20 protein-coding genes and 1 rRNA gene are annotated in these 20,252 nt (G+C 71.3%); 3 read left to right on the top strand and 18 right to left on the bottom strand.

What is annotated here, in order from left to right; all coding sequences use genetic code 11:
- Positions 1-82: 82 nt before the first annotated feature.
- From AB0924_RS20370 to AB0924_RS20335, 8 genes are all read right to left on the bottom strand, one after another.
- Positions 83-448 carry a DUF805 domain-containing protein gene (locus tag AB0924_RS20370; protein ID WP_366912091.1) on the bottom strand — a complete coding sequence of 122 codons (366 nt, stop codon included), beginning with the start codon at positions 446-448 and terminating at the stop codon, positions 83-85.
- Between the two features lie 279 nt (positions 449-727).
- Positions 728-1,720, bottom strand: coding sequence for a porphobilinogen synthase (gene hemB / locus AB0924_RS20365; protein WP_366912090.1), 993 nt, complete (start codon positions 1,718-1,720; stop codon positions 728-730).
- 82 nt (positions 1,721-1,802) lie between these two features.
- Positions 1,803-2,237, bottom strand: coding sequence for a VOC family protein (locus tag AB0924_RS20360; RefSeq protein WP_366912089.1), 435 nt, complete (start codon positions 2,235-2,237; stop codon positions 1,803-1,805).
- A gap of 718 nt (positions 2,238-2,955) precedes the next feature.
- The gene (locus tag AB0924_RS20355; protein WP_366912088.1) at positions 2,956-4,662 is read right to left on the bottom strand and encodes a bifunctional uroporphyrinogen-III C-methyltransferase/uroporphyrinogen-III synthase; all 1,707 of its coding nucleotides are present in this window, start codon (positions 4,660-4,662) and stop codon (positions 2,956-2,958) included.
- A complete protein-coding gene (gene hemC, locus AB0924_RS20350) occupies positions 4,659-5,618 on the bottom strand; it encodes a hydroxymethylbilane synthase (RefSeq protein WP_358928538.1) in 960 nt (319 codons plus the stop codon). The genes AB0924_RS20355 and hemC overlap by 4 nt, the downstream gene beginning before the upstream one ends.
- On the bottom strand, positions 5,615-7,333 hold the full coding sequence (locus tag AB0924_RS20345; RefSeq protein ID WP_358928540.1) for a glutamyl-tRNA reductase: 1,719 nt from the start codon (positions 7,331-7,333) through the stop codon (positions 5,615-5,617). The genes hemC and AB0924_RS20345 overlap by 4 nt, the downstream gene beginning before the upstream one ends.
- The gene (locus AB0924_RS20340) at positions 7,330-8,094 is read right to left on the bottom strand and encodes a redox-sensing transcriptional repressor Rex (RefSeq protein ID WP_358928542.1); all 765 of its coding nucleotides are present in this window, start codon (positions 8,092-8,094) and stop codon (positions 7,330-7,332) included. Before AB0924_RS20340 ends, AB0924_RS20345 begins: the two co-directional genes overlap by 4 nt.
- 243 nt (positions 8,095-8,337) lie before the next feature.
- On the bottom strand, positions 8,338-8,634 hold the full coding sequence (locus tag AB0924_RS20335; RefSeq protein ID WP_358928544.1) for a glutaredoxin family protein: 297 nt from the start codon (positions 8,632-8,634) through the stop codon (positions 8,338-8,340).
- 94 nt (positions 8,635-8,728) lie between these two features.
- Between AB0924_RS20335 and AB0924_RS20330 the strand changes: the two genes are divergently transcribed.
- The 3 genes from AB0924_RS20330 (at position 8,729) to AB0924_RS20320 (ending at position 12,240) form a co-directional block, all read left to right on the top strand.
- Positions 8,729-9,649 (top strand): HAD-IB family hydrolase, encoded by a 921-nt coding sequence (locus AB0924_RS20330; RefSeq protein WP_358928546.1) that lies wholly within the window; start codon positions 8,729-8,731, stop codon positions 9,647-9,649.
- A gap of 357 nt (positions 9,650-10,006) precedes the next feature.
- Entirely contained in the window at positions 10,007-10,786 is a 780-nt protein-coding gene (locus AB0924_RS20325) for an ECF subfamily RNA polymerase sigma factor, BldN family (protein WP_358928548.1), read from the top strand.
- Positions 10,787-11,019: 233 nt separating this feature from the next.
- Positions 11,020-12,240 (top strand): DUF5667 domain-containing protein, encoded by a 1,221-nt coding sequence (locus tag AB0924_RS20320; RefSeq protein WP_358928550.1) that lies wholly within the window; start codon positions 11,020-11,022, stop codon positions 12,238-12,240.
- Between the two features lie 84 nt (positions 12,241-12,324).
- On the opposite strand, the gene AB0924_RS20315 is transcribed toward AB0924_RS20320, so the two are convergent.
- The 10 genes from AB0924_RS20315 to rrf form a co-directional block, all read right to left on the bottom strand.
- Positions 12,325-13,380 (bottom strand): lysophospholipid acyltransferase family protein, encoded by a 1,056-nt coding sequence (locus AB0924_RS20315; protein WP_358928552.1) that lies wholly within the window; start codon positions 13,378-13,380, stop codon positions 12,325-12,327.
- A gap of 14 nt (positions 13,381-13,394) precedes the next feature.
- Entirely contained in the window at positions 13,395-14,456 is a 1,062-nt protein-coding gene (locus AB0924_RS20310; protein ID WP_358928554.1) for an NAD-dependent epimerase/dehydratase family protein, read from the bottom strand.
- Between the two features lie 239 nt (positions 14,457-14,695).
- Positions 14,696-14,794 (bottom strand): AURKAIP1/COX24 domain-containing protein, encoded by a 99-nt coding sequence (locus AB0924_RS20305; protein ID WP_003948845.1) that lies wholly within the window; start codon positions 14,792-14,794, stop codon positions 14,696-14,698.
- Between the two features lie 133 nt (positions 14,795-14,927).
- Entirely contained in the window at positions 14,928-15,140 is a 213-nt protein-coding gene (locus AB0924_RS20300) for a helix-turn-helix domain-containing protein (RefSeq protein ID WP_004984898.1), read from the bottom strand.
- Positions 15,141-15,269: 129 nt separating this feature from the next.
- On the bottom strand, positions 15,270-16,085 hold the full coding sequence (locus AB0924_RS20295; protein ID WP_358928556.1) for a phosphatase: 816 nt from the start codon (positions 16,083-16,085) through the stop codon (positions 15,270-15,272).
- Positions 16,086-16,170: 85 nt separating this feature from the next.
- Positions 16,171-17,343, bottom strand: a complete 1,173-nt coding sequence (locus tag AB0924_RS20290; RefSeq protein WP_358928558.1) for an acetoin utilization protein AcuC — start codon at positions 17,341-17,343, stop codon at positions 16,171-16,173.
- Positions 17,294-18,508 (bottom strand): MFS transporter, encoded by a 1,215-nt coding sequence (locus AB0924_RS20285; RefSeq protein ID WP_366912086.1) that lies wholly within the window; start codon positions 18,506-18,508, stop codon positions 17,294-17,296. Before AB0924_RS20285 ends, AB0924_RS20290 begins: the two co-directional genes overlap by 50 nt.
- 81 nt (positions 18,509-18,589) lie before the next feature.
- On the bottom strand, positions 18,590-19,348 hold the full coding sequence (locus AB0924_RS20280) for a VC0807 family protein (protein ID WP_366912085.1): 759 nt from the start codon (positions 19,346-19,348) through the stop codon (positions 18,590-18,592).
- Positions 19,349-19,441: 93 nt separating this feature from the next.
- Positions 19,442-20,086, bottom strand: coding sequence for an HAD family hydrolase (locus AB0924_RS20275; protein ID WP_358928564.1), 645 nt, complete (start codon positions 20,084-20,086; stop codon positions 19,442-19,444).
- Between the two features lie 71 nt (positions 20,087-20,157).
- Positions 20,158-20,252, bottom strand: a 5S ribosomal RNA gene (rrf, locus tag AB0924_RS20270); the annotation flags it as partial.

Raw genomic sequence — 20,252 nt, 5'->3', positions numbered from 1 at the left:
TGAGGCCGCCCGGACAACGCTGGCCGGGCGGCCTCAGGACGGCGTGTGCCGAAGGCGCGGCACGGGTGCCGCGGGCGGGGCGTCAGACGAGCGCCGGGGCTTCCTTCGGGTTCGGGCCGTACTTGTTGGCGCCGGCCTCGCTGTCGAGGCAGGTGAAGACCAGCAGGGTGATGGGGCCGGCGAGCGGGACGATGCCGAAGAGGATCCACCAGCCGGAGCGGCCCGTGTCGTGCAGGCGGCGCACCGTGACACCCCAGGCCGGCAGCAGGAGCGCGAGGACGACGATACCGGCGACGGCGAGCAGGGCCAGCGTCTTGGTCGCGGCGCCGATGCCGCCCAGCACGATGTAGATCAGGTACGCGAACAGCGTGAACAGCCAGAACTCCTTGCGGCGCGCGCGCCCGCTGAAGACGGCGTACTTCTTGAGTGCGGCGAGGAACCAGCTCATGACATCCCCCCAGGGATCGACGTTCAGCCCATCCCGGAAATGGATCAGGCCAGGCGCAGAGATTAAGGGGTTGGCAGGAGCGCGTCATACACGGCGGATATGTGCGACCGGACGGGCTTCAAACATCGTTTTCAGGACAGAAACACCCATGATCACGGAGTGTCCGCAGGACCATCACCGGACGTTCGCGGAACCGAGCCCGTTCCGTTGCCGAAACGACAGCACACCGCAGCCGGGCCGCCGCCGTTTCGGTACCGGAACGATCTCCGACCGTGTCCCTCAGCGCAGCTTTCGCGCCACTTCGGTCGCCCAGTAGGTGAGGATGGTCCGCGCCCCGGCCCGCTTGATGCCGGTCAGGGTCTCCAGGATGGCGCGGTCCCGGTCGATCCAGCCCTTCTCCGCGGCGGCCTCGATCATCGAGTACTCGCCGGAGATCTGGTAGGCAGCGACGGGCACGTCCACGGCGTCGGCGACCCGGGCGACGATGTCGAGGTACGGTCCGGCCGGCTTGACCATGACCATGTCGGCGCCCTCGGCGAGGTCCAACTCCAGCTCCCGCAGGGACTCCCGCCAGTTGGCGGGGTCCTGCTGGTACGTCTTGCGGTCGCCCTGGAGCGAGGACGCGACGGCCTCGCGGAAGGGGCCGTAGAAGGCGGAGGAGTACTTGGCGGTGTAGGCGAGGATCGCGACGTCCTCCCGGCCGATCTGGTCGAGCGCGTCCCGGACGACGCCGATCTGGCCGTCCATCATCCCGCTGGGCCCGACGACGTGGGCGCCCGCGTCGGCCTGCACCTGGGCCATCTCGGCGTACCGCTCGAGCGTGGCGTCGTTGTCGACCCGCCCCTCGGCGTCGAGCACCCCGCAGTGGCCGTGATCGGTGAACTCGTCAAGGCACAGGTCGGACATGACGAGCAGGTCGTCGCCCACCTCGGACCGCACATCGCGCAGCGCGACCTGGAGGATGCCGTCCGGGTCGGTGCCGACCGTGCCCTGGGCGTCCTTCTTGCCGTCCTCCGGCACGCCGAACAGCATGATCCCGGAGATCCCGGCCTCCACCGCCTCCACCGCGGCCTTCCGCAGGCTGTCGCGGGTGTGCTGGACGACTCCGGGCATGGCCGAGATCGGCACCGGCTCGCCGACACCCTCGCGGATGAAGGCCGGCAGGATGAAGTCGGCGGGGTGCAGTCGCGTCTCGGCGACCATGCGTCGCATGACGGGCGAGGTCCGCAGCCGCCGGGGACGCGTACCGGGAAAAGATCCGTACTTCGTCATGCCGTCTACGCTACGCCCGCCCCGGAGCCACCTTTGCCGACGGGCCGTCGGCGCCGGGCCCGGGGCCGGGCCCCGGAGATGCTCAGTCGAGACAGAACTCGTTGCCCTCGACGTCCTGCATCACGATGCACGACTCGTTGTCTTCGTCGGCGAGCAGCACACGCACGCAGACCGCGCCGAGCGCGACCAGTCGTGCGCACTCGGCCTTGAGCGTGGCGAGGCGCTCCTCACCGACGAGCCCGGTGCCGGCCCGCACGTCGAGATGCACCCGGTTCTTGGCGACCTTGCCCTCGGGAACGCGCTGGAAGTACAGCCGCGGGCCCGCACCCGAGGGATCGGCGCACGCGAACCACGAGCCCCGCTCCTCGGGCGGCAGCGAACGGCCGTAGTCGTCCCAGCTGGCGAAACCTTCCGGCGGCGGCGGTACGACGTACCCCAGCACCTCGCACCAGAAGCGGGCGACGCGCTCGGGTTCCGCGCAGTCGAAGGTGACCTGGATCTGCCTGATCGATGACATCGGCGCACCCTAACAGCCGCTCGTCACTCAACTCATCAGGATTTCGCGCCTGTTGACGGCGAGGGGGTGGCTCGTGGATCACGGCGTCGGGTGGGTTCCCCGTCCCGCCTCGGGGAAGGTCACAGAACGGGGAACCCACCAGTGATTCCCCCGTTCGGCCGCTGCCGGATGCGGCGGACGCCGAAGGCGGCGGATTTCCTCGTGCCGCCGCTCAGCGCAGGCGGGCGCCGGCTCCGCCGAGCCAGGTGTGCCAGGCGCGCATACGAGCCATGGCGCCGCCGTTCAGTATCTGGTCGAACGCGCCTCCGGACACGTCCGACGGAGGCCGGAAGCCGCTGACGGCCGCGTGCTGCCCGGAAGTCGGCGCGGGCGAGAGGTCACTCCCCGTCCGACCAGCGCGTAACGCTTCCCCTCGACATTGATCACCAGAGTGCCGAGCCGGGTCAGCCGCCCGTCGGCCTTCCGGGGATCGCCCCGGAAGACGACCTGCCCGTCCCCGTCCTGGGCACACAGCTCATCCGGCACCAGACTCAGCACCACGGGCACGCACCGCGCCCCGTTCCACAGACTCCGCCGCCAGTAGACGATCCCCGCGTACCCAGCGTGCTCACTCATGCGCCCGATCATGGCATGCACACGAAGCGCCGGTCAGGGTGCCGCACACAGCGACGGGACGCGCCCGCAGGGCACGTCCCGTCACCTCACCGCTTCACCGCGCTCACGTCGTAGAGCGACGCCTCCGCGCGCCCGGACGGCGCTCGCTCGGCCGGGTCACCGGGTCGCCGGACTCCAGGGCGGCCGCCCGGCGCTTCATGCCGAAGTCGGCCAGGGCCTCGGCCAGTTTGTGGACCGAGGGCTCGGGGGCCATCACATCGACGCGCAGACCGTGTTCCTCGGCCGTCTTCGCCGTCGCCGGACCGATGCAGGCGATCACCGTGACGTTGTGCGGCTTGCCGGCGATACCCACGAGGTTCCGGACCGTCGAGGACGACGTGAACAGCACCGCGTCGAAGCCACCGCCCTTGATGGCCTCGCGGGTCTCCGCCGGGGGCGGCGAGGCCCGCACGGTCCGGTAGGCCGTGACGTCGTCGACCTCCCAGCCCAGCTCGATCAGACCGGCCACCAGGGTCTCGGTGGCGATGTCGGCCCGGGGGAGGAAGACACGGTCGATCGGGTCGAAGACCGGGTCGTACGGAGGCCAGTCCTCCAGGAGGCCGGCCGCCGACTGCTCACCGCTCGGCACCAGGTCGGGCTTCACGCCGAAGGCGATCAGCGCCTTCGCCGTCTGCTCGCCCACCGCGGCGACCTTGATGCCCGCGAAGGCACGGGCGTCGAGGCCGTACTCCTCGAACTTCTCGCGCACCGCCTTGACCGCGTTGACGGACGTGAAGGCGATCCACTCGTACCGGCCGGTGACCAGGCCCTTGACCGCGCGTTCCATCTGCTGTGGGGTGCGCGGGGGCTCCACCGCGATCGTCGGGACCTCGTGCGGCACCGCGCCGTAGGACCGAAGCTGGTCGGAGAGCGAAGCCGCCTGCTCCTTCGTACGCGGCACGAGCACCTTCCAGCCGAACAGCGGCTTGGACTCGAACCACGACAACTGGTCGCGCTGGGCGGCCGCGCTTCGCTCGCCGACCACTGCTATCACCGGCCGGCCGCCGTCCGGGGACGGCAGGACCTTCGCCTGCTTCAGCGTCTGCGCGATCGTGCCGAGCGTCGCCGTCCAGGTGCGCTGGCGGGTCGTCGTACCGGCGACGGTGACGGTCAGTGGGGTGTCCGGCTTGCGGCCCGCGGACACCAGTTCGCCGGCCGCGGCGGCCACCGAGTCCAGCGTCGTGGAGACCACCACCGTGCCGTCGGAGGCCCCCACCTCCGTCCAGCAGCGGTCGGAGGCGGTACGGGCGTCCACGAACCGGACGTCCGCGCCGTGCGGGTCGCGCAGCGGCACACCGGCGTACGCGGGCACGCCGACGGCGGCCGCCACGCCCGGTACGACCTCGAAAGGCACACCGGCGGCGGCGCAGGCGAGCATTTCCTCGGCCGCGTACGTATCAAGTCCCGGGTCCCCGGACACCGCACGGACGACCCGCCTGCCGCCCCGCGTGGCCTCCATGACAAGATGAGCGGCATCCCGGGCAGGAGTCGGGACCGCAGCGGTTGTTGACGCGCCGTCAACGACCGTGAGCTGCGGCGCGCCCGTGCCCGGCGGTGACACCGAGGAGTCCGTGTCCATCGGCACGACGGACACGCCCTGCCGGGCGTGCGTCCGGATCACATCGAGCACCTCGTGCTCGGCGATCAGGACATCCGCGTTCGACAGCGCCTCCACGGCGCGCAGAGTCAGCAGCCCCGGATCCCCGGGTCCGGCACCCAGGAAGGTGACGTGCCCGTGTTCAAGGCCGGTGGGAAGGGTGGTGGGGCTCAATGTGCTCGCTCCCCCATCAGACCGGCCGCGCCCTGGTCTAGCATCTCGGTCGCGAGTTCGCGGCCGAGTGCCATCGCCTGGTCGTGCGTTCGGGGCACGGGACCGGTGGTGGACAGCTGCACCGTGCGGGTGCCGTCGGTCGTGCCGACGACGCCGCGCAGGCGCATTTCCTTGACAATCTGCCCGTCGGCCACGAGGTCGGCCAACGCACCCACGGGTGCGCTGCAACCGGCCTCCAGGGCGGCGAGCAGTGACCGTTCGGCGGTCACGGCGGCCCGGGTGAACGGGTCGTCGAGCTCGCCGAGCGCGGCGACGAGGTCCGCGGCGTCCGCGGTGCACTCGATCGCCAGGGCCCCCTGGCCGGGGGCGGGCAGAACCGTGTCGACCGACAGGAAGTCGGTCACCTCGTCGATCCGGCCGATGCGGTTCAGTCCGGCGGCGGCGAGGACGACCGCGTCCAGCTCACCGCTGCGCACGAAACCGATCCGGGTGTCGACGTTGCCGCGTATCGGGACCGTCTCTATGTCCAGTCCGTGGGCGCGGGCGTACGCGTTGAGCTGCGCCATGCGGCGCGGCGCCCCGGTGCCGATGCGGGCACCGGGCGGCAGGTCCGTGAACTTCAGCGCGTCCCGGGCGACGATCACGTCGCGCGGATCCTCGCGCACCGGTACGGCGGCCAGTACCAGTTCCTCGGGCTGCGTGGTCGGCAGGTCCTTGAGCGAATGAACCGCGAAGTCCACCTCGCCGCCGACCAGCGCGTCGCGCAGCGCCGTGACGAACACGCCGGTACCGCCGATCTGCGTGAGGTGCTCGCGGGAGACGTCGCCGTGCGTGGTGATCTCGACCAGCTCGACGGGGCGCCCGGTCACCCGGCGGACGGCGTCCGCCACCTGCCCGGACTGGGCCATGGCGAGCTTGCTCCGCCTCGTCCCCAGTCTCAAAGCCTTCTGTGTCATGCCGGTCGGTCCTTCTTGTCCGTGCTGTCCCCGGCCCGGGAGACGGCGGCAACCGTCTCGGGGTCGAGGTCGAAGAGGGTGCGCAGCGCGTCCGCGTACCCGGCGCCGCCGGGCTCGGCCGCGAGCTGCTTCACCCGTACGGTCGGCGCGTGCAGCAGCTTGTCGACGACCCGGTGCACGGCCTGCCGGATCTCGCCGCGCTGGCGTTCGTCCAGGTCGGGCAGGCGGCCGTCGAGCCGCGCGATCTCACCGGCGACGACGTCGGCGGCCATGGTGCGCAGTGCGACCACGGTCGGCGTGATGTGCGCCGCCCGCTGTGCCGCGCCGAAGGCCGCGACCTCGTCGGAGACGATACGCCGCACCTGGTCCACATCGGCCGCCATCGGCGCGTCGGCGGAGGCCTCGGCGAGGGACTCGATGTCCACCAGGCGCACCCCGGCCAGCCGGTGCACGGCCGCGTCGATGTCGCGGGGCATGGCGAGGTCGAGGAGGAACAGGGCCGGCGCCGGGCGCGGGATCACGGCGACCGGTTCGGGCTTGCGGAGCTCGGGGATGCGGCCGACGGTGGCGGCGGTCGCGGCGAGCGCGGTGATCAGCTCGGCGTCGGCCTCCGTGCTGCGCCGGGCGCTGTCCCGGCGGTCCATGGTGCCGCCCGCGACCCAGGCCCCGTGCTGCTCGAGGGTGGCCGCGTCCAGGCCGGCCACGGCGGCCTCGCCGTGTACGGAGAAGCCGGTCGAGCCCTGCACGGCGGCCAGGTCCAGCGGGCAGTTCTCCTCGGCGGCGGCACCGGCCGTACCGGTGGCGGTGGCCGCCGGCGCGCTCTTCACGGCCGTACGGGCGCCGGCGTCGGCCTCCGGGTCACCGGCGCCCTCGATCCGGCCCTCGACCGCCTGCGCGACCGAGTCCGCCGTCAGTACCAGGCCCGTCGCCCCGGTGCAGGAGACGACGACGTCGGCACGTGTCAGCTCGCCCGGCACGGCGTCCATCCGCACCGCGCGCGCGGACACCGCGGTGTCGTCGCCCTCGGTGAGTATCCGGGCGAGGCGCTCGGCGCGCTCGAAGGTGCGGTTGGCGACGACGATCTCGCCGACCCCGGCGCGGGCGAGCGTCGCGGCGGCCAGCGAGGACATCGACCCGGCGCCGATGACCAGCGCCCGGCGTCCCGCGGCCCATTCCTCGACGGCACCGCCGGCGGCGAGCTGCTCCAGGCCGAAGGTGACCAGCGACTGGCCGGCCCGGTCGATGCCGGTCTCGGAGTGGGCGCGCTTGCCGACCCGCAGGGCCTGCTGGAACAGGTCGTTCAGCAGCTTGCCGGCGGTGTGCAGCTCCTGGGCGCGGGCCAGGGAGTCCTTGATCTGGCCGAGGATCTGCCCCTCGCCGACGACCATCGAGTCCAGGCCGCAGGCCACCGAGAACAGGTGGTGGACGGCCCGGTCCTCGTAGTGCACGTAGAGGTACGGCGTCAGTTCCTCGAGGCCGACACCGCTGTGCTGGGCGAGCAGCGTGGACAGCTCGGCCACACCGGCGTGGAACTTGTCCACGTCGGCGTACAGCTCGATGCGGTTGCAGGTGGCGAGCACCGCGGCCTCGGTGGCCGGTTCGACGGCGACCGTGTCCTGGACCAGCTTGACCTGGGCGTCCGCGCTCAGCGCGGCCCGCTCCAGCACGCTGACCGGGGCACTGCGGTGGCTCAGCCCGACGACGAGGAGACTCATGCCGGCATCACGGCGGGCACGTCCCCGTCGGGTCCCTGGTCGCCGGAGGCGTCTCGGGTGGTGGCCGCGGGCATCGCGCCGTCACCGGCGGCGGTCTCCTCGCCGGCCTTGCGCTGCTCGTGGAAGGCGAGGATCTGCAGCTCGATGGAGAGGTCGACCTTGCGCACGTCGACCCCGTCCGGGACCGTCAGCACGGTCGGCGCGAAGTTCAGGATCGAGGTGACACCGGCGGCCACGAGCCGGTCGCAGACCTGCTGGGCGGCACCGGCGGGGGTCGCGATCACGCCGATCGAGACGCCGTTGTCCTTGATGATCTTCTCGAGCTCGTCGGTGTGCTGCACCGGGATGCCGGCGACCGGCTTGCCGGCCATCGCCGGATCGGCGTCGATCAGCGCGGCCACCCGGAAACCGCGGGAGGCGAACCCGCCGTAGTTGGCGAGGGCGGCGCCGAGGTTACCGATACCGACGATCACAACCGGCCAGTCCTGGGTCAGGCCGAGTTCACGGGAGATCTGGTAGACGAGATACTCCACGTCGTAGCCGACACCGCGCGTTCCGTAGGAGCCCAGGTACGAGAAGTCCTTGCGCAGCTTCGCGGAGTTGACCCCCGCCGCCGCGGCCAGCTCCTCGGAGGAGACCGTGGGGACCGAGCGCTCCGACAGTGCGGTCAGCGCGCGGAGGTACAGCGGAAGGCGGGCGACGGTGGCCTCGGGAATCCCTCGGCTGCGGGTCGCCGGTCGGTGAGTTCGGCCAGTTGCCACGGTGCTCCTGCGGGTAGAGCGGGGCTGTGGGCGGTCATGCGTCCCCAGACCGCCCCGTCCACAGCAGGCTATGCCTTTGTGAACGCGTGCACAAAGATGGTGTCCGATTTGCCCGGCCAACGTGACCGGGGTCACGCATGTCATTCGTGGGGGCAAAACGTCGACACTCCTCGTGAATCCCGCCCCCGAGACAAAAACTCCAACGATCCTAAGCGACCTCCGCTTGCCTGTTGTACCGGTCGGTCAGTTTCCGGATCGGCCGCCGGTCAGCTCCTTGCGCAGCCGCACCTCGTCCACCCGCCAGAAGGTGTGCTGGCTGCCGTCGACGAGGACCACCGGGATCTGCTCCCAGTACTGATCGTGCAGCTGCCGGTCCTGGGTGATGTCCTTCTGCTCCCAGGGGACACCGAGTTCTCCGCAGACCTTCTCGATCACGGCCTGCGCGTCGTCGCACAGATGACAGCCGGGCTTGCGGATGAGCGTGACCGACCGTTCCGCGGGATCGGCCTTACGCCGGAAGAGGGGACTCATGCCGGCCATTCTCCCGCCTCTTCGACGGCGGCGTCATGGAGAGTTCACACCCTTCGTACCTCGTGGCTCCGGAACCACCGAACGGAATGGCTATGCTCACGCCATGGCCGCTCTCGGATGGCTCACTCCCCGTAGGCGCTCCGCCACGGCGCGGAGCGTGTTGGCAGGCGAGGCCTCGGCGGAGGCCGCCCGCAAGTCCTCGCGGGAACTTCCGCAGGCCGCCGAGCGGGAACCGGAGTTCCCGGTACTCGGCGACGACAAGGCTGCCGCCTTCTTCGACCTCGACAACACCGTGATGCAGGGCGCCGCGCTGTTCCACTTCGGGCGCGGCCTGTACAAGCGGAAGTTCTTCGAGACCCGCGACCTGGCCAGGTTCGCCTGGCAGCAGGCGTGGTTCCGGCTGGCCGGCGTCGAGGACCCCGAGCACATGCAGGAGGCCCGCGACTCGGCGCTCTCCATCGTCAAGGGCCACCGGGTCGCCGAGCTGGAGACCATCGGCGAGGAGATCTACGACGAGTACATGGCCGACCGCATCTGGCCGGGCACCCGGGCCCTGGCCCAGGCGCACCTGGACGCGGGCCAGAAGGTGTGGCTGGTCACCGCGGCCCCCGTGGAGATCGCCCAGGTCATCGCCCGTCGGCTCGGCCTGACCGGCGCGCTGGGCACCGTCGCGGAGTCGGTCGGCGGCGTCTACACCGGCGCGCTGGTGGGTGAACCCCTGCACGGGCCGGCCAAGGCGGAGGCGGTACGGGCGCTGGCGGCGGCCGAGGGCCTGGACCTGAACCGCTGCGCCGCCTACAGCGACAGCCACAACGACATCCCGATGCTGTCGCTCGTGGGGCACCCGTACGCCATCAACCCGGACGCCAAGCTGCGCAGGCACGCCCGCGAGCAGGACTGGCGGCTGCGGGACTACCGCACCGGCCGCAAGGCCGCGAAGGTCGGCATCCCGGCGGCGGCGGGCGTCGGCGCGGTCGCCGGCGGCACCGCTGCGGCCATCGCCCTGAGCCGGCGCCGGCGATAGCGCCGGACCCGGCGCCCGCGGTCGCCGGCCGTGACCGGAGCGGCCGCGGACAGCCCCGCGCCGGCGGCGACACGCCTGGGTGGTGGGGAGAACCCCGGATTATGCCGCCCGACCCCCAACACGCCCCGCACTTCGCCGAAACACGCCCTTTTCCGATCAACAACCGATCACGTTGCGACGCTTGATAGACCGTCAATCGGTAACAGAAGCGACGCAATCGATGATTTGAGCAACTCGGTGTAGCAGTGCCTGTACGAAGCGTTATTCTCCTCAGACGCAATCCGGTACCCCTCCGTCGCTACGACGGGTGAACGGTCCCGCACTGCACGTGATGAAAGCTCTGCCTCTGGGAGTCCCGTGTACCCACACGTCGGGGTTGACGCCTCGGGCCTGGCTACGCTGCGCGCGACGGTCGCGGCGGTCAAAGAGACGCTGCGCGGCGTCGTCCCCACCGCGTACGCCGTCCCCGCCTTCGCCACCGCCGCCCCCCTGGGCCCGTGCTACGCACTGGCCGAGGGCAGCGCCGCGGTCGGCAGACGCGGCCGCGCCACCGGCGCGACCACCGCCCGCCGTCCCGCCGCGGACAGCGACAGCGCCCGGATGATGGACCTCGTGGAGCGCGCCCAGGCCGGCGAGGCCGAGGCCTTCGGCCGCCTCTACGACCAGTACAGCGACACGGTGTACCGGTACATCTACTACCGGGTGGGCGGCAAGGCGACCGCCGAGGACCTGACGAGTGAGACCTTTCTGCGGGCGCTCCGCAGGATCGGCACCTTCACCTGGCAGGGCCGCGACTTCGGCGCCTGGCTGGTGACGATCGCCCGGAACCTGGTGGCGGACCACTTCAAGTCCAGCCGCTTCCGGCTCGAGGTCACCACCGGCGAGATGCTCGACGCCAACGAGGTCGAGCGCTCCCCGGAGGACTCCGTCCTGGAGTCCCTCTCCAACGCCGCTCTGCTGGACGCCGTGCGCCGGCTCAACCCCCAGCAGCAGGAGTGCGTGACCCTGCGCTTCCTGCAGGGCCTGTCGGTCGCCGAGACCGCCCGGGTGATGGGCAAGAACGAGGGCGCCATCAAGACCCTCCAGTACCGCGCCGTACGGACGCTCGCCCGGCTCCTGCCGGACGACGCCCGCTGACACCGGACACGCTCAGCAACCATCAACTCACTCCGAGTTGCGGCCTGTTGACTTTCCGACCCGATCATCCGCCGTCCGTAACCCAAGTGCCGGACCGCTCGTTGTGCGGGATACAGGCTCCCTGTGGTCACGTCCTGGCCGACCCATCGCTCGATCGAGTGGAAAGGTCGTGGGCGTGCAACCCTCAGGACCCCCTGGGGAGTCGACCGTGATGACGAGAGGAGGTGCCGCCAGTGATCGCGAACGTATCGGCGCACCGGCGGGCGAACGCCTTCGCCCAGGCCCTGGAGGAGCAGTCCGACCGGGACACGGCGGCCGAGCAGTCGTCGGCGGGATCGCCGCCGACCACCGAGGAACAGTCCGAGCGGGGCGAGCTCCTGGCCCTGGCGGCGGACCTCGGCGCACTGCCCGGGCCGCAGCTCGACCCCGAGGTCAAGGTCGTCCAGCGCGCCCAGCTGGTGGCCGCGATGGAGGCCATGCTCCAGGAGGGCGGGGCGGCGGACACAGCCGTACCCGAGCAGCGCTCCCGCGGGCGCGGTGCACACCGGGCGAGCCCGCTGGGCAAGCTCCGGCCGCGTTCCAAACTGACCAAGGGGCTCGCGGCCGGCGGGCTGAGCGTCGGCGTGGCCGCCGGGGCCTTCGGCGGAGTCGCCGCCGCGAGTTCCGACGCACTGCCCGGTGACTCGCTGTACGGCCTCAAGCGCGGCATCGAGGACTTCAGGCTCAACTACCTGAGCGACGGCGAGGACCAGCGCGGCCAGACGTACCTCGACCAGGCCTCCACCCGGCTGAGCGAGGCCCGCCGGCTGATGGAGCGCACCCGCGGCGGCCAACAGCTCGACCACGAGTCCATCGGCGAGATCCGCCGCACCCTGTCCGGGATGCGGCACGACGTCACCGAGGGCCACCGCCTGCTGCACGAGGCCTACGAGCGGGATCCCGGCTCCCTCGGGCCCATCCAGGCGCTCTCCAGCTTCTCCCAGTCCCACCGGGAGGCCTGGAGCGCGCTGAGCGACAAGCTGCCCATGCAGCTCGGCGACGTCAAACAGCAGGTGTCGTCGGTGTTCGACGCCATAGACCAAGAGGTCGCCCCGCTGCAGTCCCTGCTGCCGCAGCCGCCCGCGTCGACGAGCGACGGCAAGCGACAGGGCTCCGGCGAGGCGTCCACCGGCTCCTCCGGCAGCCACCGCCCGACGGCGCCCAGCACCGGCGGCACGCCTTCGGCCGGGCGGCACACCGGCTCCGGCAGCCCGACCGGCTCGGCCACCCGCGAGAGCAGTGACGGCCTGCTCGGAGGCAGTACGGGCGGCCTGCTCGACCCGCCGAGGATCGGCGGTGACGGTGGTTCCCCGACCACCAGCAAGTCCCCGACGAGCGCACCGGACGTCACCCTCCCGCCGCTCCTCCCGGGCCTGCTGCCCGGCCTGGGCATCGACAGCCAGGACGCGGACTAGCGCGGTACGACAGCGACGGGGGCGCCCCTTTCCGAGCAGGGGCGCCCCCGTCGCCGTACCACCGAACCGACAGAAGACCAGCCGTCAGAAGAACACCGACCGCCGCTGCACCAACAGCTTGTACAGCGTGTGCTGGATCTGTTCGCGGACCTGGTCGGTCAGGTTGAACATCAGCATCGGGTCGTCGGCCGCCTCCGGCGGATAGCCGTCCGTGGGGATCGGCTCACCGAACTGGATGGTCCACTTGGTGGGCAGTGGGATCGCCCCGAGCGGCCCGAGCCACGGAAACGTCGGCGTCAGCGGGAAGTACGGGAAGCCCAGCAGCCGTGCCAGGGTCTTGGCGTTGCCGAGCATCGGGTAGATCTCCTCGGCGCCCACGACCGAGCACGGGATGATCGGCACCCCTTGCCGCAGGGCCGTGGAGACGAACCCGCCGCGGCCGAACCGCTGGAGTTTGTAGCGCTCGCTGAACGGCTTGCCGATGCCCTTGAAACCCTCCGGCATGACGCCGACCAGTTCGCCCTGCGCGAGGAGCCGTTCGGCGTCCTCCGCGCAGGCGAGGGTGTGGCCCAGCTTGCGGGCGAGTTCGTTGACCACCGGCAGCACGAACACCAGGTCGGCCGCGAGGAGCCGCAGATGCCGGTCGGCCGGGTGGCGGTCGTGCACGGCGACCTGCATCATGAGGCCGTCCAGCGGCAGCGTCCCGGAGTGGTTGGCGACGATCAGCGCCCCGCCCTCGGCCGGGATGTTCTCGATGCCCTTCACCTCGACCCGGAAGTACTTCTCGTACACCGGCCGCAGCAGCGACATCAGGACCTGGTCGGTCAGCTCCTCGTCGTAGCCGAAGTCGTCGACCTCGTAGTCCCCGGTGAGCCGGCGGCGCAGGAACGACAGGCCGCTCGCGATGCGCCGCTCGAGACCGCCGTCGTCGTGCGGCTCGGCGGGCGGCCCCTCCTGCCCGGTCATCGGCTCATCATCCTGCACAGCCGCCCTGGTGGGCAGGGGCTGGACCTCGCGAACCGGCCCGGCCTCCCCGGCCGCCCCGCGCCGGTTGCCCGCGCCGCGGCGCCGCGACGGCCGCTGGGCGGCGCTCCCGCGGGACCGGTCGTCGTCGAACGGAATGACCTTGGCGTCCGCCATCGTTGCTGCGCTCCTCAGTTGGCGCTCTGCGTCGGGAGGTGCCCGCCGCTCTTCGCGGCGAGCGCGGCGACCCGGTCCACGGCCCCTGCGAGGGCCTCCGGCGGCAGCAGGCCGGGTCCCTGGCCGCTCGCGAAGTCCGCGAACGTCTCCGCCGTCGTGTATTTGGGCCGGAAGCCCAGCGTCTCGCGCATCTGGTCCGTGGCCACCACCCGGCCGTGGGTGAGCAGCCGGATCTGTTCCGGTGAGAAGTCCGTCATCCCCAGCGTACGCACCAGCGAACCGGCCCAGGTGACGGCGGGCAGCAGCAGCGGGACGGTGGGCCGCCCGAGTCGCCGCGAGCACTGCGAGAGCAGCAGCACGCCGTCCCCGGCGATGTTGAAGGTGCCGCTGTTCAGCGTGCCCCGGCGCGGCTCGTGCGAGGCCAGCCGCAGCACCTCGATGACATCGTCCTCGTGCACGAACTGCAGCCGCGGGTCGTAGCCGAACACGGTGGGCAGCACCGGCAGCGCGAAGTACTCGGCGAGCGGGGTGTCGGCGGCCGGCCCGAGGATGTTGGCGAACCGCAGCACGCACACCGCGACGTCCGGCCGCCGCCGCGCGAACCCCCGGACGTATCCCTCGACCTCCACCGTGTCCTTCGCGAACCCGCCGCTGGGCAGCGACTTGGCCGGGGTCGTCTCGGTGAACACGGCGGGATCGCGCGGCGCGGACCCGTAGACGTTGGTGCTGGACTTCACCACCAGCCGCCGCACGGTCGGCGACTTCTGGCACGCGCCGAGCAACTGCATGGTGCCGATGACGTTGGTCTCCTTGACGGTGGCCCGGCTGCCGCCGCCCAGCGCGGTGCCGGTCACGTCCAGATGGACGACCGTGTCGGCGCCCGTCTCGGCGAGCACCCGGGCGATGCCGGGCTGCCGGATGTCGGCCTGGATGAAGTCGGCTCCGCCCAGATGGTGCGCCGGCGGCACCGCGTCCACGGCGATCACCCGGTCCACGTCCGGGTCCCGCAGGATCCGCCGTACGAACCGGCCGCCGAGCTGCCGGGCCACTCCGGTGACGAGCACGACCTTCCCCAAGATCAGCGCCTTCCTTCCCGACCTCGTACGGGACCTGGTCCCTGCCGCGTTCCCCGTGTCGGCAAACTTAGCGGGTGGATGTTGCGCTGTGATGACCACCCGATGCGTGAAGTGACGGAATTTCCCCAGTCGGAATATGCCGACGCCGCCGAGGCGCCGATCGCGCCGGGTCCGGACACGACTGTGGCCCCCCGCCTTCTACAGGTGGGGGGCCACAGAACACGCTCTCGCGGCGCCGCTTACTTCTTGTTGCGGCGCTGAACGCGCGTGCGCTTGAGCAGCTTGCGGTGCTTCTTCTTGGCCATCCGCTTGCGCCGCTTCTTGATAACAGAGCCCACGACTACCCTCGCTCACTTCTCATCACTCGGTTGTTTGGGCGCCATGGGCCCACACGACCTACGAGGGGTCAGCCTACCCGGTCGAGCGCCGAGCCTGTAATCGAGGGGTTGCTCGGGGTCTCCCCGAGCGCCGTCAGGCCGTCTCCACCCCCACATAACTCTCGCGGAGGTACTCGTGTACCGCTTGCTCGGGGACGCGGAAGGACCGCCCCACCCGGATCGCGGGCAGATGACCGCTGTGCACCAGCCGGTACACGGTCATCTTCGACACTCGCATCACCGAGGCGACCTCCGCCACGGTAAGGAACTGAACCTCGTTCAGAGGCCTCTCGCCAGCTGCAGCCATGACACACCTGAACCTTCCGCACTCGACGGCCACCGGCTTCCCCTTCCGGTGACTCTTCGTCGTTGCGTGCTCACTCCCCAATGTAGGGGCGGGTGATGCGAGTGGGGAAGAGGTGCACCCATCGGCGGCCTACTGTGACAGACACGCTCGATTGAGTACGTAGCGGGCCAGCGGCAGATAGTGACCAGACGGCACGCCGTCGTCAACCGGAACGACGACGGACACGACCCCCTCCGCCTCCCCCACGAACAGCGCCGGATCGTCGGTGTCGGCCAGACCGATCGCCTCGAACCCCAGCTGACCAGCGCCGCAGACCCACCCGTGGTCCCCGATCACCAGCTCCGGCAACGGCCCGCCGGCCTCGGCCGCGGCGGCCAGGACGGCCCGAACCGGGAGCGGCGAGTGGCAGTGCGCACCCGGCTCACGCCCGGGGCGCCCGTCGCCCGGTTCCCGCACCAGGGCAACCCCGCGGACGTAGTCGACGTGGTGCGTGCGTAGACCGAACCGGGTCAATATGTCGACACAGCGACCCTGCGCGGGGCTGAGCACCTCACACCCCGCCGCCGACAGCGCGTCCGCCAAGCCGCCGTAGAACCCGAGCAGCCGATGCGGATGCCCGGTGCCGAAGAGCACCGGCGCGCCCCGCCGGGCCACGCTCCGGATCCGCTCCGCGAACGCGTCCAGCGCGGCCAGCGTCCGTTCCGGATCGATCACATCCGGGCCGGAGGTGTACCGGGGATCGGCCGAAACCCCGCACCTCTCCGCCATCAGGGCGAGCAACTCCCGCTGCCCCCACGGCGACTCGGGGTCGATTCCGATCAGCACCCGCGGATCCCTGGCCGCGAACAGCCGGTACCGGCGGAGACTGGCCTCACGGGAGGTCCCGATCTCACCGGCCAGCCGAGCGGCCAGCAGATGCGCACGAAGGCCATCGGCGGTCAACACGGGAGCGATGGTGACGCACTCGGGGGCGGCGCGGTGGCGGAACGGGGGAACACCGCACGGTTGGCCCAGTGGGTGCCCCCGTCGCTCAGGGCAGCAGCCCGCGCAGCGGGAACGCCGAACGGCGGGTGGCGAGGACGGCCTGGTCCAGCCGGTCGGCGGGGTCGTACCCCGACTCCCACGAGGCGAACGACACCGGCCACCGCCCGTCGGTCATCCGCTGCGGCGCCAGCTGCCGGGTCCGCGCGAACACCTCCTGCCGCCACGCCTCGGGGATCATCGCCGCCGGGTCGACCTCACGCCCGGCCGCGATCCCCACCAGATGCGTCCAGGACCGCGGCACCACCTCGACCACCGCGTAGCCGCCGCCCCCCAGCGCGACCCACTTCCCGTCCGCGTACTCGTGCGCCAGCTCGTGGCACGCCACCTGCACCGCCCGCTGCGCGTCCAGCGACACCGCCAGGTGCGCCAGCGGATCCTCGAAGTGCGTGTCGGCCCCGTGCTGCGACACCAGTACCTGCGGCCGGAACTCGGCGAGCAGCTCGGGCACCACGGCGTGGAACGCCCGCACCCATCCCGCGTCCCCGGTCCCGGCCGGCAGGGCCACGTTCACGGCGGTCCCCTCGCCCGCGCCAGCGCCGGTCTCCTGCGGCCACCCGGTCTGCGGGAACAACGTACGGGGATGCTCGTGCAGCGAGATCGTCAGCACCCGCGGGTCCTCCCAGAACGCCGCCTGCACCCCGTCCCCGTGGTGCACGTCGACGTCCACGTAGGCGACCCGCTCGGCGCCCAGCTCCAGCAGCCGCGCGATGGCCAGCGCCGCGTCGTTGTAGATGCAGAACCCCGAGGCGCCGCCCGGCATCGCGTGGTGCAGCCCGCCGGCGAAGTTCACCGCGTGCAGCGCGTCCCCGCGCCACACCGCCTCCGCCGCCCCCACCGACTGGCCCGCGATCAGCGCGGACACCTCGTGCATCCCGGCGAACGCGGGATCGTCCTCCGTGCCGAGCCCGTACGCCCCGCGGGCCGAGGACGGATCGGCGGACGCGGCCTTCACGGCGTCGATGTAGTCCGGGCGGTGGACCAGCCGCAGCGTCGACTCCCCGGCCGGTTTGGCCGCGACGACCGGCAGCTCCCGGTCGAGCCCGAAGGCACCCACCAGCTTCCGGGTCAGCTCCAGCCGGACCGGATCCATCGGATGGTCCGGGCCGAAGTCATAGCCCGTTACTGCCTCGTCCCACATCAGCTGTGCGCGGCCGCTCATGCCCGCCACCGTATCGGTCCGGTTGAGCCGCGAACGACCTGGCGTACACGAGCGTCACCAGCACCAACACCATCGGCACCAGCATGGCCCCGCGGTAGCTCCAGGCGTCCCCGAGCGCACCCACCAGCGGCGAACCGACGAGGAAGCCGACGTAGTTGAAGATGTTGAGCCGCGCGATCGCCGCGTCCGAGGCCCCCGGGAACAGCCGGCCGGCCGCCGCGAAGGTCTGCGGGACCAGGACACACAGTCCCAGCCCCAGCAGGGTGAATCCGAGCATCCCCAGCCACGCGTCCGGTGCCACGGACACCACCGCGAATCCGGCGGCCGCCACCAGCGCCCCGAACCGCACCACCGCGGCCGCGCCGAACCGCCGCACCCCGAGGTCCCCGAGGGACCGACCGACCAGCGTGGTCACCATGTACACGTTGTACGGCACGGTCGCCAGCTGCTCCGAGCTGCCCAACACGTCCTTCAGGTACTTCGCGCTCCAGTTGGAGACGGTCGAGTCCCCGATGTAGGCGAACGTCATCACCAGGCACAGCGGCAGCAGCAGCTTGAAGACGAGGCCCCCGCCCTGCCCGGCCGCCTGGTCCGCCGCGGGCTCCGCGACCCCGTCGACGTACCACCGGCTGCCCACCAGCGCCGCCGGCAGCAGCACGGCGACCACCGGCAGGTACGACACCCACAGCGCGAGATGCCAGTGCGCCCCGGCCCAGGCCAGCGAGGCGCCGACGATCCCGCCCAGGCTGTAGACCGCGTGGAAGCTCAGCATGATGCTGCGCCCGTACGTCCGCTGCAGACTCACCCCGAGCATGTTCATCGAGGCGTCCAGCGCGCCCACGGCGAGCCCGAACACCGCGAGCGCCACGGCGAGTCCGGCCAGCCGGTCACCGGCTCCGACGCCGATCAGGGCCAGCAGCACCACCGGCTGCGACCAGCGCAGCAGCCGGCTGGGCCGGATCCGCCTCACCAGATGCTCGGTCGTCACGCTGCCGGCTCCGGCGAGGATCGGGACGGCGGCCAGGAAGACCGGCAGCAGCGCGTCGGAGATTCCGTAGCGGTCCTGGATGGCCGGGATGCGCGTCACCAGCAGAGCGAACGCGACGCCCTGTGCGAAGAAGCTGAACGCCAGCGAGGCCCTGCCGCGCCGCAGCACATCAGTCATGGCGGCGAGCGTAGGGCCCCTGGCTACCTGGGGGTAGATCCAGCCAAAGGTGAATTTCCTTCAGCTTCACTGTCCGGTGGATCAGGCGGCGACGGTCATTTCGGGCCGCCGGCCGGCCATGTCCGCCTCCGCCTCGGCCTCCGCCTTCGCCTCGGCGGCGAGCAGCCGTGCCATCGGTTCGGCCGCGAGGCCACCGCCGACCACGAACGCCACCGTGAGCACCACGGCGATGATGACCGTGCCCAGCCAGACCATGGTGTCGACCGGGACGGTGTAGGCGCCGACGACCCGTGCGACGCACTCGAGCAGCAGGGCCGTGCCCCACACCAGCGAGAAGGTCCGCTCCCTGCGCCGGAAGGCGACCGAGCCGGCCGCCGCGCCGGAGGCGAGCCGCTGCCAGGCGGCCTCGCGGCCGGCGTCACCCTTGATGAGGAAGGGCTTCATCCCGGCGGTCATCGCCGGCTTGCCGAGCGCCACCGAGACGAGGATCCCGATCGCCAGGGTGCTGCTGACCGCGCCGTCCTTGGCGAGCATCAGCCGCGGGTCGCCGGACACGAAACCGGCCACCAGGCTCACGACGTTCACCACCAGGGTGAGGAGGGCGAGAGCGTTGGTCGTGCGCTCCTTGACCACTCCCCACACCGTCCGCACCGCCGGCACCACACTGCTCCAGGCGAGCGCCCCGAAGGTGCTCATCCCGAAGGCCTCCTTGAGGAGGTAGTACGCGCCGATCGGCAACGCGACGTCCACCAGCAGCGGCTTGAAGGTCCGCAGCCGGCTCGGGCTCTGCTCGCGGCTCTGGTTCTCGGTCCGGTCCTGGTTCCCCGTGGTCTTCGTCATGCTCCAAGCTTCGCCGCCGGCCGGGGTCCGGCGGTAGGAACGATCATCCGGAGGTCCGCATGACAAATGTCAGCCACCGGCAGGTGCCGCCGGTCATACCAGCAGGTCAGCCAACTCGCCCATGGTGGAGAAGAGTTGACCGGCGCCGGTGAGCCGCGCCGCCGGGGTCATCGCGGTGAACCCGTACACGTCCATCCCGGCCGCCACGGCCGCCTGCACGCCCAGCGGGGAGTCCTCTATGACCAGGCAGCGCCCGGGTGCGGCGCCCATCCGCTCGGCCGCGTACAGGAAGAGGTCGGGCGCCGGCTTGCCCCGCCCGACGTCCTGGGAGCTGAAGATCCTGTCCTCCGTGAACCAGCGGTCGAGCCCGGTCGTCCGGTGCCCCACCCTGATCCGCTCGTGGCTCCCGGACGACGCGACGCAGTACGGCACCCCGTCCGCGGCCAGCTTCTCCAGCACTCCGCCGACGCCGGCGACGGGGCGCAACTCCCGCTCGAACGCGGCGAACACACGGGCGTGGAAGACATCGTCGAAGTCGTCCGGGAGCCGTTGCCCCGTCCGCTCCAGGACCAGGTCGTGGATCCGGTGCATCGCGGATCCCATGTAGTCCCGGATGGAGTCCTCGTACGTCGTCGGGTGCCCCAGTTCCGTCAGATGAGCGGCCAGGATCCGGTTGGAGATCGGCTCACTGTCGACGAGCACGCCGTCGTTGTCGAAGATGACGAGGTCGTAGCGCATACCCAGACCCTAAAGGACCCGGAACGCAGAAAACCCCCGCATCTTTCGATGCGGGGGTTTTCCCAAGAATTGTTCGGCGGCGTCCTACTCTCCCACAGGGTCCCCCCTGCAGTACCATCGGCGCTGTGAGGCTTAGCTTCCGGGTTCGGAATGTAACCGGGCGTTT

The organism is Streptomyces sp. NPDC047869 (genome assembly GCF_040704065.1).
Lineage (GTDB): Bacteria > Actinomycetota > Actinomycetes > Streptomycetales > Streptomycetaceae > Streptomyces.
Note: the sequence above shows the minus strand (reverse complement) of the source record. Positions and strands in the feature narration are given on the sequence as shown.